The sequence below is a fragment of the Paraburkholderia tropica genome (assembly GCF_914484835.1).
GTDB lineage: Bacteria > Pseudomonadota > Gammaproteobacteria > Burkholderiales > Burkholderiaceae > Paraburkholderia > Paraburkholderia tropica_A.
Genome location: NZ_CAJZAR010000088.1, coordinates 1 through 15420, shown reverse-complemented (window position 1 = coordinate 15420; position 15420 = coordinate 1). Strand labels below are relative to the sequence as shown.

13 protein-coding genes and 1 pseudogene are annotated in these 15420 nt (G+C 69.3%); 8 read left to right on the top strand and 6 right to left on the bottom strand.

Going from position 1 to position 15420, the window contains the following annotated elements:
* Nucleotides 1-70: 70 nt before the first annotated feature.
* The gene (locus LDO54_RS32260; RefSeq protein ID WP_224015751.1) at nt 71-1702 is read right to left on the bottom strand and encodes a GMC family oxidoreductase; all 1632 of its coding nucleotides are present in this window, start codon (nt 1700-1702) and stop codon (nt 71-73) included.
* Nucleotides 1703-2221: 519 nt separating this feature from the next.
* Here LDO54_RS32260 and LDO54_RS32255 point away from each other — a divergent pair.
* Both LDO54_RS32255 and LDO54_RS32250 read left to right on the top strand, forming a co-directional pair.
* Nucleotides 2222-4015, top strand: a complete 1794-nt coding sequence (locus LDO54_RS32255; protein ID WP_224015749.1) for an isovaleryl-CoA dehydrogenase — start codon at nt 2222-2224, stop codon at nt 4013-4015.
* A gap of 45 nt (nt 4016-4060) precedes the next feature.
* A complete protein-coding gene (locus LDO54_RS32250; protein ID WP_224015746.1) occupies nt 4061-5533 on the top strand; it encodes a coniferyl aldehyde dehydrogenase in 1473 nt (490 codons plus the stop codon).
* A gap of 63 nt (nt 5534-5596) precedes the next feature.
* On the opposite strand, the gene LDO54_RS32245 is transcribed toward LDO54_RS32250, so the two are convergent.
* The 5 genes from LDO54_RS32245 to fliE form a co-directional block, all read right to left on the bottom strand.
* The gene (locus tag LDO54_RS32245) at nt 5597-5986 is read right to left on the bottom strand and encodes an EscU/YscU/HrcU family type III secretion system export apparatus switch protein (RefSeq protein WP_224015744.1); all 390 of its coding nucleotides are present in this window, start codon (nt 5984-5986) and stop codon (nt 5597-5599) included.
* Nucleotides 5983-7512, bottom strand: coding sequence for a flagellar hook-length control protein FliK (locus tag LDO54_RS32240; RefSeq protein ID WP_224015741.1), 1530 nt, complete (start codon nt 7510-7512; stop codon nt 5983-5985). The genes LDO54_RS32245 and LDO54_RS32240 overlap by 4 nt, the downstream gene beginning before the upstream one ends.
* Nucleotides 7513-7687: 175 nt before the next feature.
* Nucleotides 7688-8020, bottom strand: coding sequence for a flagellar protein FliT (locus LDO54_RS32235; protein ID WP_224015739.1), 333 nt, complete (start codon nt 8018-8020; stop codon nt 7688-7690).
* Complete coding sequence (gene fliS / locus LDO54_RS32230) at nt 8017-8469, bottom strand: flagellar export chaperone FliS (RefSeq protein ID WP_224015736.1); 453 nt, start codon at nt 8467-8469, stop codon at nt 8017-8019. The genes LDO54_RS32235 and fliS overlap by 4 nt, the downstream gene beginning before the upstream one ends.
* Before the next feature lie 162 nt (nt 8470-8631).
* Nucleotides 8632-8967, bottom strand: coding sequence for a flagellar hook-basal body complex protein FliE (gene fliE, locus LDO54_RS32225; protein ID WP_224015734.1), 336 nt, complete (start codon nt 8965-8967; stop codon nt 8632-8634).
* Nucleotides 8968-9247: 280 nt separating this feature from the next.
* On the opposite strand from fliE, the gene fliF reads away from it, so the two are divergent.
* From fliF to LDO54_RS32195, 6 genes and pseudogenes are all read left to right on the top strand, one after another.
* Complete coding sequence (fliF, locus tag LDO54_RS32220) at nt 9248-11038, top strand: flagellar basal-body MS-ring/collar protein FliF (RefSeq protein ID WP_224015732.1); 1791 nt, start codon at nt 9248-9250, stop codon at nt 11036-11038.
* A complete protein-coding gene (fliG, locus tag LDO54_RS32215) occupies nt 11028-12023 on the top strand; it encodes a flagellar motor switch protein FliG (RefSeq protein WP_224015730.1) in 996 nt (331 codons plus the stop codon). Before fliF ends, fliG begins: the two co-directional genes overlap by 11 nt.
* Nucleotides 12016-12699: a flagellar assembly protein FliH gene (gene fliH, locus LDO54_RS32210; RefSeq protein WP_224015727.1), complete on the top strand. Its 684-nt coding sequence runs from the start codon at nt 12016-12018 to the stop codon at nt 12697-12699. The genes fliG and fliH overlap by 8 nt, the downstream gene beginning before the upstream one ends.
* The gene (gene fliI / locus LDO54_RS32205; protein ID WP_224015725.1) at nt 12693-14459 is read left to right on the top strand and encodes a flagellar protein export ATPase FliI; all 1767 of its coding nucleotides are present in this window, start codon (nt 12693-12695) and stop codon (nt 14457-14459) included. The genes fliH and fliI overlap by 7 nt, the downstream gene beginning before the upstream one ends.
* Nucleotides 14456-14908 carry a flagellar export protein FliJ gene (fliJ, locus tag LDO54_RS32200; RefSeq protein ID WP_224015723.1) on the top strand — a complete coding sequence of 151 codons (453 nt, stop codon included), beginning with the start codon at nt 14456-14458 and terminating at the stop codon, nt 14906-14908. Before fliI ends, fliJ begins: the two co-directional genes overlap by 4 nt.
* 88 nt (nt 14909-14996) lie before the next feature.
* Nucleotides 14997-15420: pseudogene (locus LDO54_RS32195) on the top strand (hypothetical protein); the annotation flags it as partial.

Below are 15420 nucleotides of genomic sequence, written 5' to 3'. Positions count from 1 at the left end.
TTTGCGGGTGCGTCTTCGAGCGGGATTCGAGCGGAAAAAGCAGCGGCGCGAGGCTGGAGGAATGTGCGAGTCAGGCAAGCACGCCTGCGTTGTGGGAAGACGCGCCTTCGCGTCGGGCGGCGACGATCAGATCGGCCGCGCGCTCGCCGATCATCACGGTCGGCGCGTTGGTGTTGCCGCCGATCAGCGTCGGCATGACGGAGGCGTCGGCGATGCGCAGGTGCGTCGCGCCGCGCACGCGCAGCTGCGGATCGACGACCGAGTGCGCGTCGCCGCCCATGCGGCAGGTGGCGACCGGGTGATAGATCGTGTCGGCGTGCGCGGCGATCGTCGCGCGCAGCTCGGCGTCGCTCTGGCCCGCCAGCGTGTAAAGCTCGCGGCCGCCCAGGCGCAGCAGCGCGGGCGCGTCGAGAATGCGCCGCGCGATGCGCGCGCCGTCGACGAGCAGATCGAGGTCGCGCGCGTCGGACAGAAAACGCGGATCGATCACCGGCGCCTCGCGCGCATCGGCGCTCGCGAGCGTGACGGTGCCGCGGCTCGCCGGACGCAGCACGCACACGTGCAGCGAATAACCGTGGCCCCAGTGCAGGCGGCGGCTGTGATCGTCGACGAGCGCGGTGCAGAAGTGCAGTTGCAGATCGGGCCGATCCAGCTCCGGGCGGCTCTTGAGAAAACCGCCCGCCTCGGCCACGTTGGTCGTGAACATGCCGCGCCGTCCGCGCAGATAGCGCACGAGGCCCGGCACCATCTGCGCGGCGCCGCGCAGCGAATAGCCGACGGTCTCGCTCGAATGCACGCGCTTGTTGTAGGTGAAATCGATGTGGTCGATCAGATTGCGGCCGACATCCGGCGCGTCGTGCCGCACCGCGATGCCGTGCTCGCGCAGATGCGCGGCCGGCCCGATGCCCGAGCACATCAGCAGTTGCGGCGTGTTGAACGCGCCCGCCGCGAGGATCACCTCGGCGCGCGCTTCGATACGTTCACTGCGGCCCGCGCGCGCGATTTCGACGCCGGTCGCGCGCGCGCCGTCGAAGCTCACGCGCAGCACGGTCGCGTCGGCGATCAGATGCAGATTCGGGCGCGGCCGGCTATATAGATAGGCGCGCGCCACGGTGCAGCGCTCGCCGCCGCGCTGCGTGACCTGGTAGAAGCCGACGCCTTCCTGCTCCGCGCCGTTGAAGTCGTCGTTGGCGGGAAAGCCCGCTTCGCGCGCGGCCTGCACGAAGCGCTCCGCCACCGCGTTGCGCTCGCGCAGATCGGACACGCCGAGCGGCCCGCCCGCGCCGTGCCACGCGTTCGCGCCGCGCGAGTTGTCTTCGGCGCGCAGGAAATACGGCAGCACGTCGTCCCACGCCCAGCCCGTGCAGCCGAGCCGCGCCCATTCGTCGTAGTCGAGCGGATGGCCGCGCGTGTAGATCATCGCGTTGATGGCGCTGGAGCCGCCGAAGCCGCGTCCGCGCGGCTGGTAACCGCGCCGGCCGTTCAGGCCCGGCTGCGGCACGGTCTGGTACGCGTAGTTGTTTTTCGTGCGGAACGGCACGAGCGCCGCCACGCCCATCGGCATATTGACGAAGAGATTGCGTTCGGTGTGCGGACCGGCTTCGATCAGCGCGATGCTCGCTTCGGGACAGCGTTCGGCGAGGCGTCCGGCCAGCGATGCGCCGCCCGAGCCGCCGCCTACGATGACGTAGTCGTATTGCATGTCTCCTCCTGTTGGCCCGGCGCGGCGCGCTCGCGCCATGCCTCCAGCCCATGCAGCGGACGCTGCCGCTCAGCCGCGTTCCATGTCTCGTTTTCTCGCGTTGCAGCCGGGCGGCGCTTGAGGCACCCTTGTTGCACGCTCGTTCTATTTCATGTTGTCGCCGATTGTAGGAAGTGTCGGGCTACCGGGTCAGCTTTTATCCCAGAGCGTTCCCTCTAATCCTGACATTACACGATGTCTCATTGCCGACTAACATGAAGGACCGTCCGGCGCCCGGCGTCGGCGGAACCTAAAACGATTCCAGCCGGCAGCACAGGGAGCGCTGGAGCGCCCAAGCCCCGGCCCGCCGCATGCGTCGCGCAGTACGACACGAAGGACGACGCGTGTGGGCGGGCCGCCATCGGTGCGCGTCACGAACGAGCATGACGGCATCGCGCGCGAGTCTTGCGCACGAGCCAGGCGTGAGAACACGCACGACGACACCGCGCGCGCCGCGCGCCGCCGATGGAGACAGCCTCGATGACCCAGACCGCCCCGACGCCCACGGCCAGCGTGACCGACGCGGCCGACACCGCCGACACCGCCGACTCGGCATCCCGCACGCATCGCCCCGGCACCACGCACGAAGTCACGAATCAGGCGCCGCCGCTCGCCGATTACAACCTTTTTTCGACCGATGCCGCGCTCGGCGAAGCGCTCGCGCGCGTCGGCGCGCAGTGGCATCGCGACACGCTCGCGCGTCACGGCGCGAAGCTCGGCGAAGCCGACGTCCAGGCGCTCGCCGATCTCGCCAACCGCCACGCGCCCGAACTGCATACGCACAACGCGCGCGGCGAGCGCATCGACGCCGTCGAATTTCATCCCGCCTGGCACGACCTGCTCGCGCTGCTGCGCGCCGAAGGACTGCACGCGCTGCCGTTCTCCGAGCCGCGTCCCGGCGCGATGGCCGCGCGCTGCGCAGGCTATTTCCTGCACGCGCAGCTCGAATCGGGCTCGCTCTGCCCGCTCACCATGACGTTTGCAAGCATTCCGGTGCTGCAGCGCGAGTCGGTGCTGTTCGACACGCTGCGCGACAAGCTCTACACGCGCGAGCACGACGCGCGCGACGTGCCGCTCGGCCAGAAGCGCTCGATGATGATCGGCATGGGCATGACCGAAAAACAGGGCGGCTCCGACGTTCGCAGCAACCGCACGGAAGCCCGTCCCGCCGGCGCCGAAACCGGACGCGGCGCGCGCTATCTGCTGACCGGCCACAAGTGGTTCTTCTCCGCGCCGCAGTGCGACGCGCATCTCGTGCTCGCGCGCACGACCGACCACGACGCGCTCTCGTGCTTCTTCGTGCCGCGTTTCCGGCCCGACGGCACGAAGAACGCCATCAACGTGCAGCGTCTGAAAGAGAAGCTCGGCAACCGCTCGAACGCGAGCAGCGAAGTCGAATTCTTCGACGCCGAAGGCGTGATGATCGGCGACGAAGGACGCGGCGTGCCGACCATCATCGAAATGGCGAACTTCACGCGGCTCGACTGCGTGATCGGCAGCGCGGCGCTGATGCGCGCGGCGCTCGTGCAGGCGATTCATCACGCGCGTCACCGCAGCGCGTTCGGGCGTGTGCTCGCGCAGCAGCCGCTGATGCAGAACGTGCTCGCCGACCTCGCGCTCGAATCCGAAGCCGCGACCGCGCTGTTCATGCGCCTCGCGCAGGCCTTCGAGCAGAGCGCGCAGGCGCAGCAGTCCGGCGAGGAAAGCGCCGACGCGCTCGAAGCGCGCGCGTGGCGGCGCATCATCACGCCCGCCGCGAAGTTCTGGGTCTGCAAGCGCACGCTCGCGTTCACGGGCGAGGCGATGGAAGTCTGGGGCGGCAACGGCTACGTCGAGGAAGGGCCGATGGCGCGCTTCTACCGCGAAGCGCCCGTCAACTCGATCTGGGAAGGCTCGGGCAACGTGATGTGTCTCGACGTGCTGCGCGCGCTCGAACGCGAGGCCGACGCCGCTCAGGCGCTCTTTCTTGCATGGCGGCGCGAAGCCGCCGATCATCCGGTGCTCGTGGCCGCGCTCGACCGGCTCGCGGTGCTGCTCAACGGCGCGCCCGGCACGCGCGAGGCGAGCGCGCGGCGCATCGCGCAGCAGATCGTGCTGATCGCGCAGGCCATGCTGCTGCGCCCCGGGCCGCCTGAAGTCGCCGAAGCATTCATCGCCACGCGTCTGGACGAGCACGCCGCCGACTGCGACCGCGTGTTCGGCACGCTGCCCGCGCGCTTCGACCATGCCGCGCTGATCGAGCGCGCGCTGCCCGCCGACTATCTGACGCGATAACAAGAGCTTGAGCGCCCACGCGCCTCATTCCACCAAGGACCGACCATGAAGCAGGATCTGCCCGACACCCTCGCCCCGCAGCCCGCGCCTGAGGCGACGAGCCACGCCGCAAGCGGCGAGCACACGCCGGACACGCTCGCCGCCCTGCTCGCCACCCAGCGCGCCGCGTTTTTGCGCGAGCCGTTTCCCGCGTGGAGCACGCGCGCGCGCCATCTGCGCACGCTGCGCGAGGTGCTGTTCGCGAATCAGGACGCGCTCGCCGACGCGATGAACGCCGACTTCGGCCAGCGCTCGAAAGCCGAGGTCGCGCTCGCCGAATTCGTGGTGCTCAAGCAGGAAATCGATGCCGCGCTCAAGCACGGCGAGCGCTGGATGCGCCCGCAGCGCCGCCGCGCGGGCAAGTGGCTCGCGCCGGGACGCGCGAAAGTGGTGCCGCAGCCGCTCGGCGTGGCGGGCATCGTGGTGCCGTGGAACTATCCGCTGCTGCTGGCCGCGAGTCCGCTCGTCTGCGCGCTCGCGGCGGGCAACCGCGCGCTGATCAAGATGTCGGAGCTGACGCCGCGCACCTCGGCGCTGTTCGCCGATCTGATCGGCCAGGCCTTCGCGCCCGACCACGTCGCGGTCGTCAACGGCGACGCGGCGGTGGGCGCGGCCTTCAGCGCGCTGCCGTTCGACCATCTGCTGTTCACCGGCTCGACGCGCATCGGTCATGCGGTGATGCGCGCCGCCGCCGATCATCTGACGCCCGTCACGCTCGAACTCGGCGGCAAGTCGCCCGCGCTGATCGGCACGCAGGCGCGCTTCGACTACGCCGTCGACAGCCTGCTGCTCGGCAAGACGCTCAACGCCGGGCAGACCTGCATCGCGCCCGATTACGTGCTGCTGCCGCGCGGCAGCGAAGCGGCCTTCATCGCCCGCGCGCGCACGCGCTTCGAGACGCTCTACCCGAATTTCGCGAGCAACCGCGACTACACCTCGATCATCTCGGCGCGCCATTTCGAGCGTCTCGAACGGCTCGCCGACGAAGCCCAGGCCGCGGGCGCGCAACTGCATCCGCTCGGCCCGCGCGACGCCGCCACGCGCCAGTTCGCGCCCGTGATCGTGACGGGCGCGCCCGACGACACGCAGCTGATGCAGGAGGAAATTTTCGGGCCGCTGCTGCCGATCGTGCCTTACGACTCGCTCGACGAGGCGCTGCGCTACGTGAACGCGCGGCCGCGTCCGCTGGCGCTCTATCTCTACGCCGACGACGCGCGCACGGTCGATCGCGTCACGCACGAGACGGTGGCGGGCGGCATGTCGGTGAACGAAACGCTGATGCACATCGCCGCCGAGGGCCTGCCGTTCGGCGGCGTCGGCGCGAGCGGGATGGGCGCGTATCACGGCTACGAAGGTTTTCAGACCTTCTCGAAGATGAAGCCCGTGTTCACCCAGGCGCGCCTGAACGCGCGCGGATTGATCGCGCCGCCCTACGGCAAGCTGTTCAATACGCTGATCCGCGTGATGTTGCGGTTCTAGTTTTGTCGCGGTGCGGTGCGGGCGGCGCGTGCGATACGTGCGATGCGATGCCTGCGTCGCGCGTCAGCCCGGCAGCGCCGGAAAGCGGAACGGATTGACCGTCAGCGACTTCGGATCGGGCGTGTTGCGGCCCGCGCCATCGCCCGATCCCTGACCCTTCGCGGCGGCGCCGGCCTGCGCCTGGCCCGCGACTTCGAGGCCGTGCAGCCAGGCGAGCAGTTCCGCGACCGCCTGATAAAGCTGCGGCGGCACCTGCGAGTCGAGATCGACCTGCATCAGCAGCGACACCATTTCCGGCGCCTCGTGCACGTAAAGGCCCGCCTCTTTCGCGCGCTGCACGATCATTTCGGCGACGAGGCCATAGCCCTTCGCGACCACGCGCGGCGCGGCGTCGGGCGAGGCTGCGTCGTCGTAGGCGAGCGCGGCGGCGCTCTTGCGGTTGGTGCGGCTCATCCCAGTTCCCAGTCGGTGGTCGACGCCGGATGCGTGTCCGAAGCGCTTGCGGCGGATGCGTGCGCGTACGTTTCCGCCCCCCCGGAAGCGGACGCGGCGGCGTGTTCGGCTTGCGCCGCGTGATGCGCGTAGGCATCGGCGGCGCGCGCGGCTTCGGCGCTGCCCGTGCTACCCGTGCCACCCGGCACCCCGCCGCCAATTTCGCGGATCGACAACCCGGCCAGCGCGAGCCCGAGCGCCGCGATGCGGCCGCGCAGCACCTCGCTGTGCGCCGTCAGCTGCTGTGCGCCGCCGGGGCTGGCCTGAACGCGCACGGCGAGCGCCGATCCGGTGAGCGTGAGTTCCGCGTCGACGGTGCCGAGCGACGGCAGCGCGAGCGTCAGGCGCGTGCGCCACGGCGTGTCGTCGTCGGCGCTGCGGCGCGGGCCGCGCTGGTTGTGGACTTCGTGGGCGTCGTAGCCGTCCTGCTGGATGCTCCAGTCGAGGCGCACGCCGGGCCACGCCTCGCCGGTCCAGCGGAATTCGCCGGTCGCGAGCAGATCGAGCTGCTGACGCACGACCGGCAGCAGCGCCTGATGCACGCCCGCCGCCGATCCCGCCTGCGTGTGCAAGGCGGGCAGCAGCGTGTCGCCGAGCAGGGCGTTCGCGCGCGCGCCGTTCTGCGAGGCGGCGCTGCCTGGATCACCGTTCGCTCCGTTCGCGCCGTTCCCGCCATTCGTGCCGTTCGCCCCATTCGCGCCGCGCGCCTGACCAGCCGCTTCGGCGGCGCGCGCGGCCATCTGCGCGGCGCTGGGCACGTCGGTCCACAGCACGTCGTCGATATCGTCGGCGGCGCTGTTCCAGTCGAGCGGCAATTGCGAGCCCGCGAGCCGGTTCTGCGGTTCGTCGGCGAGTTCGGCGGGCGAGCGCTGGCCTTGCAGCCATTGCGCGAGGTGAGATTCGTAGAACAGGCCGCTCTGCGCGACGGTCTGCGCAAGCGAAGCCGTCAGCGCGGCCACGGGGCCGGATTGAGCCGCGAGCGCGGCGCCCTGCGCGCCTTGCGCGTTGGCCGTGCCTGCTGCGGTTTGCGTCGGATCGCCGCCGTTCGCGGCATTGGCGCCGTTCGCGGCGCCGCCCGCGCCCAGTTCCGTCGTGGCGGCGAGATCGGCGAGCAAGGCGCTTTCGAGCGCGGCTTCGGCCTGCGCGAGTCCCGGCAGCGGCAAGCTGGTGTTGGTGGCGTTGGCGCCATTCGTGCCTGGGTCGGCTCCGGGATTGGCCCAGACCGGCGCGCGCCCGACCACGGCGGGCGTGGCCTCGCCGCCCGAGCGGATGATCGCGTCAAGCGCGAGCGCGACGGCCGACAGTTCGGTTTGCGCCGACGCCTGCGGCGTGTTGACGGCCTGCGCGTCGGGCAGCGCCGTGACGCCGCCCGCGAGCGCGGAAACGCCCGCCTGCGCGGTGCCCGCGCTGCCTTGCGCGCCGGTCGGGCCCAGCGCGCCTACGCGGCTCGCGATCAGCGCGGCGGCGCTCGTATCGATTCCGTTCATGCGGAGCGTGGAGCCAGTTCAGAGGCCGGGTTCGGCTCCCGGTCCGGGGCGCCGACGCCGTCAGCCGGTTTCAGGGGACGGTTCCAGATCCGACGGCGGCTGGCGCATGGCGGGCGGCGGGCCGCGGTGGAGATACCCGGTCCGCGCTCGGCCTTGCCGGTCGCCGTGCTCGCGTTTAGCGCGCGCCGTACAGTTCCTGCAGGACCCGCGCGGGCTGCGCGGTGCCGTGAAAGAGCGCCGAGAGGCGCGCCATGCACGGACTCGCGAGATCGCGGATCGCTGCGTCGTCGGCGAGAATCTGCCGGATCAGCTCGTACTTGCGCGCGCGCTCGGTGGTGCTGAGCCGGACGCCGAGATCGGCGTCCTTGAGCGCTTCGACGAGGTGACGGTATTCCTCCTGGAGGCCGATCAGATCGTTCCAGTGTGCGCCGCGTGCCGCGTCGAGCATTTGCCCCGACACCGCCGCGATCGCTTCATAGTGGGCGAAGTAGTCTGCTTTCGAACTCATCTCGTCAATGAGCCGGACGAAGGCCCGGATGCCCGCTGCTGCTGGGCCATCTGTTCCACCGCCGGCGCAATCCCCAACCAGGCTTCCTCGAGCGTTGCCAGCAGGCCATCGACTTCGACCAGCATGGACTCGCTCTGTTGAATATTCGCTTCGAGCAAACGTCGCGTCATGTAACTGTAGAGTGCGTTCAGGCGCTGGGCGATTTCTCCGCCCGCCTCCACGTTCAACGCCAGCTGAAGCCCGCTTTCGACGATCCGGATGGCCTTGCCGATCGCCTCGCCACGCGGCCCCACGTTGCCCTGCTGCAGATGCATGCGGGCTTGCGCAATCGCCTTGCGCGCACCTTCGTACAGGAGCGCGATCAGCTTGTGCGGACTGGCGCCCATAATCCCCGTTTCGACTCCGACGCGTGCATAGGCGTTGGCTCCAGATTGGGCAGGGGAAAACATCGGCGCTTCTCCTTCAAACGTGCGGCTGTGGATACGGTGCGTCCGGGCGCGCCGCCCGTGGGCGCGCGAACCGGGTTCTAGCCGGGTTATCGGAACTTTGAGGGAGAAGCTTTAATGGGCTTACAGTCGGGCGGGACCCGGACAGGGCTCGCGCGCGCTGTCCTAGACCTGAATCTGCATGATGTCGGTGTAGGCCGCGACGAGCTTGTTGCGCACCTGCAGACCGAACTGGAAGCCGATATTGGCCTTCTGCATGTCGACCATGACGTCGTTGAGCGACACGTTGCTCGCCCCCAGCTCGAACGCCTGCGACTCGCCGACGGCCTTTTTCTGGTCGTCGCTGATCTTGTCGAGCGACGCCTTGAGCGCCGCGGCGAACTCGCCGCCGCTCGCCGCACCCGAGCCGCCTTCGGCCGCTGTGGCGCTGCTCGCGGCCTGCGCGGCCATCGCCTGCATCTGCGCTAGCGCCGACGTGAGTGGGTTGACTGGCACCGTCATGTTGACTCCACGATAAAGAGAGTTACGCGGCGGCGGCGGCCCGCGCAACCCCGGTCCGGGTGCGCGGGGCGACGCCCCCGGACCCGGCACGCATACACACGGCACCGAGTCTGCGAGAAATATTAGCAGTCGGACATTTTGAGCAGCCCCGAAACTAGGGGGAAAACCCGGCTCTATTCGCGCAATCGGCTTGCCACGGCTCTCGGATAATCCCTGTCGTGAAAGTCTCTGCCGCGCGCGCGCCGCAGGGACGTGCAAGTCTCCCGGAGAAACCCGTCGCATGGATTCGTCTGCCAACTCTTTGATCAACCCCGACGCCCGCATGGGCCTCGCCACCAGCGGCGCCGCCACAGGCGCCGGTGGCGCGGCATCCGGCGCCGCGGAGGACCTTGGCGGCGGCTTCGCGCAGCGCCTCGGTTCGCTGTCGTCGCTGCGCAGCGTGCGCGGCAATCCGCGCGCGCCGCTCATCGTCGCCGTCGCCGTGCTGATCGCCGTGGTCGCCGGCCTCGTGCTGTGGTCGCGCGCGCCGGACTACAAGGTGCTCTACAGCAACCTGTCCGACCGCGATGGCGGCTCGATCATCACGGCGCTGCAGGCCGCCAACGTGCCCTACAAGCTGTCCGACGGCGGCGGCGCCATTCTGGTGCCGTCCGAGCAGGTCAACGAAATGCGCCTGCGCCTCGCGCAGCAAGGCCTGCCGAAGAACGGTTCGGTCGGCTTCGAACTGATGGACAACCAGAAGTTCGGCATCAGCCAGTTCGCCGAACAGGTCAATTACCAGCGCGCGCTCGAAGGCGAACTCGAACAGACCATCCAGTCGATCCAGAGCGTCAAGTCGGCGCGCGTGCATCTGGCGATTCCGAAGCCCTCGGTGTTCGTGCGCGAACGCGAGGCGCCGTCGGCGTCGGTGCTCGTCAACCTGTATCCGGGCCGCGTGCTCGACGAGGGCCAGGTGGCCGCGATCACGCACATGATCTCGTCGGCCGTGCCCGATCTGCCGGTGCGCAACGTCACCGTGGTCGACCAGGACGGCAACCTGCTGACGCAAAGCGCCGCCAGCGCGGGCCTCGACGCCTCGCAGCTCAAGTACGTGCGCCAGATCGAGCACGACACCCAGGCGCGCATCGACGCGATCCTCGCGCCGCTGTTCGGCTCGGGCAACGCGCGCTCGCAGGTCAGCGCCGACGTGGACTTCTCGAAGATCGAACAGACTTCGGAAAACTACGGCCCGAACGCGAACCCGCAACAGGCCTCGATCCGCAGCCAGCAGCAGAACATCGCCACCGACATGCAGCAGTCGGGTGCGGGCGGCGTGCCGGGCGCGCTCTCGAACCAGCCGCCGCAGCCGGCCTCGGCGCCGATCAACGCGCCCGCGGGCGCGAGCGGCGCGGCCGCCACGACGCCGATCTCGGATCACCGCGACACCACCACGAACTACGAGCTGGACAAGACGGTGCGTCACTTCCAGCAGGCGCCGGGCGACATCAAGCGCCTCTCGGTGGCCGTGATCGTGAACTATCAGCAGAAGGTCGACGCCAAGGGCCACGCCACGATGCAGCCGCTCGACGCGCAGAAGCTCGCGCAGGTCGAACAGCTGGTGAAGGACGCGATGGGCTACGACACGAAGCGCGGCGACTCGGTGAACGTGGTCAACGCCGCCTTCCAGACCGACGTCGATCCGAACGCCAACCTGCCGTGGTGGCGCCAGCCGGACATGATCGCGCTGGCCAAGCAGATCGCGACCTGGCTCGGCATCGGCGCCGTGGCCCTGTTCCTCTACTTCGTGATGGTGAAGCCGGCGCTGCGCCGCGCCTTCCCGCCGCCGGAGCCGCCCGCCGCGGCCACCCCGGCGCTCGCGGGCGACGCCGAACCGCTGCTGCTCGACGGCCTGCCGCAGGTCGAGAAGATCGAAGGCACGGGCGGCGTGGTCGAGAGCGAAAGCGAGCTGGCCGCCCTCGAATCCGATAAACAGAAGTTCGAACGCAACCTGGAATTCGCGCGCAGCATCGCGCGCCAGGATCCGAAGATTGTCGCAACCGTTGTCAAGAGCTGGGTGAACGATGAGCGCTGAAGGAGCTGTCAAGAGCGCGCTGCTGCTCATGTCGATCGGCGAGGAGGAGGCCTCTCAGGTCTTCAAGTTCCTCGGGCCGCGCGAAGTGCAGAAGATCGGTGCGGCGATGGCCGCGCTGAAGAACGTCAAGCGCGAAGAGATCGACGCCGTGCTGCACGAGTTCGTCAAGGAAGCCGAGCAGCACACGGCGCTCTCGCTCGACTCGAACGACTACATCCGCAACGTGCTGACCAAGGCGCTCGGCGAGGACAAGGCCGGCGCGGTGATCGACCGCATTCTGCAAGGCGGCGACACGAGCGGTATCGAAGGCCTCAAGTGGATGGACTCGGGCTCGGTCGCGGAACTCATCAAGAACGAGCACCCGCAGATCATCGCCACGATCCTGGTTCACCTGGACCGCGATCAGGCGTCGGAGATTGCTTCGTGCTTCACGGAGCGTCTGCGTAACGACGTGCTGCTGCGTATCGCGACGCTCGACGGCATCCAGCCGCAGGCGCTGCGCGAACTCGACGACGTGCTGATGGGCCTGCTGTCGGGCAGCGACAACCTCAAGCGCAGCCCGATGGGCGGCATCCGCACGGCCGCCGAAATCCTGAACTTCATGACGAGCCAGCACGAGGAAGGCGTGATCGAAACGGTCCGCCAGTACGACGCCGAACTCGCCCAGAAGATCATCGACCAGATGTTCGTGTTCGAGAACCTGCTGGATCTCGAAGACCGCGCGATTCAGCTGCTGCTCAAGGAAGTCGAGTCCGAATCGCTCATCATCTCGCTCAAGGGCGCCCCGCCCGCACTGCGCCAGAAGTTCCTCGCGAACATGTCGCAGCGCGCCGCGGAACTGCTCGCCGAAGACCTGGACGCGCGCGGCCCCGTGCGCGTTTCGGAAGTCGAAGCGCAGCAGCGGCGTATCCTGCAGATCGTGCGCAACCTCGCCGAAGGCGGCCAGATCGTGATCGGCGGCAAGGCAGAAGACGCTTATGTCTGACGAAGCCTCACAACCGTTGCACCGCAATCTCTCGGCGTATCAGCGCTGGGAGATGGCGTGCTTCGATCCGCCTCCCCCGCCCCCGCCTCCGCCCACCCCGGACGAGACGGCGGCGTTCGAGGCGGAGCTGCAGCGCATCCGCGACAACGCGCATCAGGCCGGTCTCACGTCCGGCCACGTCGCGGGCCAGGCGCTCGGCTACCAGGCCGGTTACGACCAGGGCCAGAAGCAGGGTTTCGAACAGGGACTCGGCGAGGCGCGCGCCGTCGCGGCGCAGATTTCGGCGATCGCGCAACGTTTCTCCGACGCGCTCACGACCGCCGAAGCGGGCGTGGCCGAGACGCTCGTCGAGCTGGCGCTCGACATCGCCCAGCAGGTGGTCCGCCAGCACGTGCAGCACGACCCGACGGCGCTGCTCGCCGCGGCGCGCGAAGTGCTCGCGCACGAGCCGCAGCTGGCCGGTTCGCCGCAACTGGTGGTGAGCCCGGCTGACCTGCCGGTGGTCGAGGCCTATCTGCTTGAAGATTTGCAGGCGCGCGGCTGGACCGTGCGCACCGACGCCTCGCTCGAACGCGGCGGCTGCCGCGCGCAGGCCGCCACCGGCGAGACGGACGCCGACATCGGCACGCGCTGGGAGCGCGTCGCGGCGGCGCTCGGGAAGGCGCGGCCATGGTGAATTCGTCGCTCCATCAGACCGTCCATCAGGCGATCCACACGGGCGGCCTCACGCCGCTCGAACAGGAACTGGCGCTGGCCTCGTTCGGCCCCGGCGTGCACGACGCCACCCAGGCCGATGGCGTGCGGATCGACGACGACCCCGATTTCACGCTGCCCGATCTGCCGCATTTTCCGGCACCGAATTTTTCGGTCCCGCATTTCGCCGACGACATGGGCGCGGCGGCTGAGCGTCTCGCCGAGCCGCCCGCAGTAACCGCACCCACCGAACCAACCGCAGCCGCCACCGCAGCGGCGGCGGCGGCGGCGGCCCCGGCCCCGGCGATCAAGGCTCCCGAGCCCGCGCCCTACACGCCGCCCGCGAATTTCGACCCGGCCAACCCGCACCACGCGAGCTGGAGAGCGCGCCTGAACAGCGTGCGCGAGCGCAACGCGATCGCCCTGCCGCTGCGCGGCTGCGGCCGCCTCACGCGCGCCGCCGGCCTCGTGCTCGAAGCCGTGGGCCTGCGCCTCGCCGTGGGTGCGGAAGTCGTGATCGAACTGCCGCCGGGCAGCTCGCTGCCGATGGCCGAAGCCGAAGTGGTCGGCTTCTCCGGCGACAAGCTGTTCCTGATGCCGACCACCGAAGTCTCCGGCCTGCTGCCGGGCGCGCGCGTCTGGCCGCTCGAAAGCGCGCCGATCGCCGACCCGATGGCGGGCGCCAAGCGCCTGCCGGTCGGCTGGGGCATGCTGGGCCGCGTGGTCGACGCCTCGGGCAAGCCGCTCGACGGTTTCGGCCCGATCGACACGGAAGCCGACGCGCCGCTCACCGCGCCCGTCATCAACCCGCTGCACCGCGAGCCGATCCACAAGGTGCTCGACGTGGGCGTGCGCGCGATCAACGCGCTGCTGACGGTCGGGCGCGGCCAGCGCATGGGCCTGTTCGCGGGCTCGGGCGTCGGTAAATCGGTGCTGCTCGGCACCATGGCGCGCGCCACCAGCGCGGAAGTCATCGTGATCGGCCTGATCGGCGAGCGCGGCCGCGAAGTGAAGGAATTCATCGAGCAGATTCTCGGTGCGGAAGGTCTCGCGCGCTCGGTCGTGGTGGCCGCGCCCGCGGACGTCTCGCCGCTGCTGCGTATGCAGGCCGCCGCGTACACGACCTCGCTGGCCGAATATTTCCGCGATCAGGGCAAGCACGTGCTGCTGCTGATGGACTCGCTCACGCGTTACGCGATGGCGCAGCGCGAGATCGCGCTGGCGATCGGCGAGCCGCCCGCGACCAAGGGCTATCCGCCCTCCGTGTTCGCCAAGCTGCCCGCGCTCGTCGAACGCACCGGCAACGGCCCCGAAGGCGGCGGCTCGATCACGGCGTTCTACACCGTGCTCACCGAAGGCGACGACCAGCAGGACCCGATCGCCGACTCGGCGCGCGCGATTCTGGACGGCCACATCGTGCTGTCGCGCGCGCTCGCCGAAGCCGGGCACTATCCGGCCATCGACATCGAGGCCTCGATCAGCCGCGCGATGACGGCGCTGATCGACGACCAGCATCTGAACCAGACGCGTGCGTTCAAGCAGATGCTTTCGCGCTACCAGCGCAACCGCGACCTCATCAACGTGGGCGCGTACGTGAACGGGCGCGACGCCGTGCTCGACCGCGCCATCGCCCTTTATCCGCGCATCGAAGCCTTTCTCCAGCAAGGCTTTCGCGAGAGCGCGACTTACGATCAGAGCGTCGATATGCTTGCTGCGCTCATTGGACAGGGGAATAAGGCATGACCCGGCAAACCGCATTGCAGACGCTGATCGGCCTCGCGCAGGACGATGTCGACGCCGCCACGCAGAAGCTCGGGCGCGTGCAGCGCGAGCGCGTGGAGATCGAGAAGCAGCTGAAGTCGCTGATCGACTACCGCGACGAGTACCATACGCGCTTCACCGAGTCGGCGCGCGCGGGCATGGCGGCGGGCAACGTGCGCAATTTCCAGGCGTTCATCGACACGCTCGACGCCGCCATCGAACAGCAGCGCCGCATGCTCGACCAGGCGACGCAGCGCGTCGAAGCGGCCAAGCCCGAATGGCTGCGCACCAAGCAGAAGCTCGGTTCCTACGAGGTGCTGCAGTCGCGCCAGGACGCCGTGAAGGCACGCGTGGAAGCCAAACGCGAGCAGCGCGATTCGGACGAATTCGCCGCCCGCGCGCTGCGCATGCGGGCGTCGCAGCATTCCTGACGCGCCACGCGCGCCAGACCCGCCGTACCCATAATTCGCACAACGATCCACCGCGATCCACACCGTTACGTTATCCGGGGCAGACACGATGTCGCTTCTTTCCGCAGTCAGTTCACTCTTCGGAGCCGTCGACCCCACCTCGAGTGGCGCCGCCTCCGCAGGCAGCCAGGCTGATCAGGCCAGCCAGGGCTTCGCGCAGACGCTCCAGCAGAGCATCGCCGCGCAGACCGCGCTGAACCAGCCCACGGCGCAGCAATACGCGCAGTCGAGCGCGGCGCAGGCGTACAACAACGCCAACGCGGCGAACAACTCGAACGCGTCGCAGAACGCTTCGTCGTCGCAATCGTCGCAGGCGAGCCAGTCGTCGTCCTCGCAGTCGTCGCAGTCGTCGCAATCGGCTTCGGGCAGCAGCTCGTCGAGCAGCACGCGCGGCACCTCGAAGACCGACCATCGCGGCGACGACGCCCGCACCAACCAGCAGCAAGCCGATGCCGCGGGCGCCCAGGCCGCCG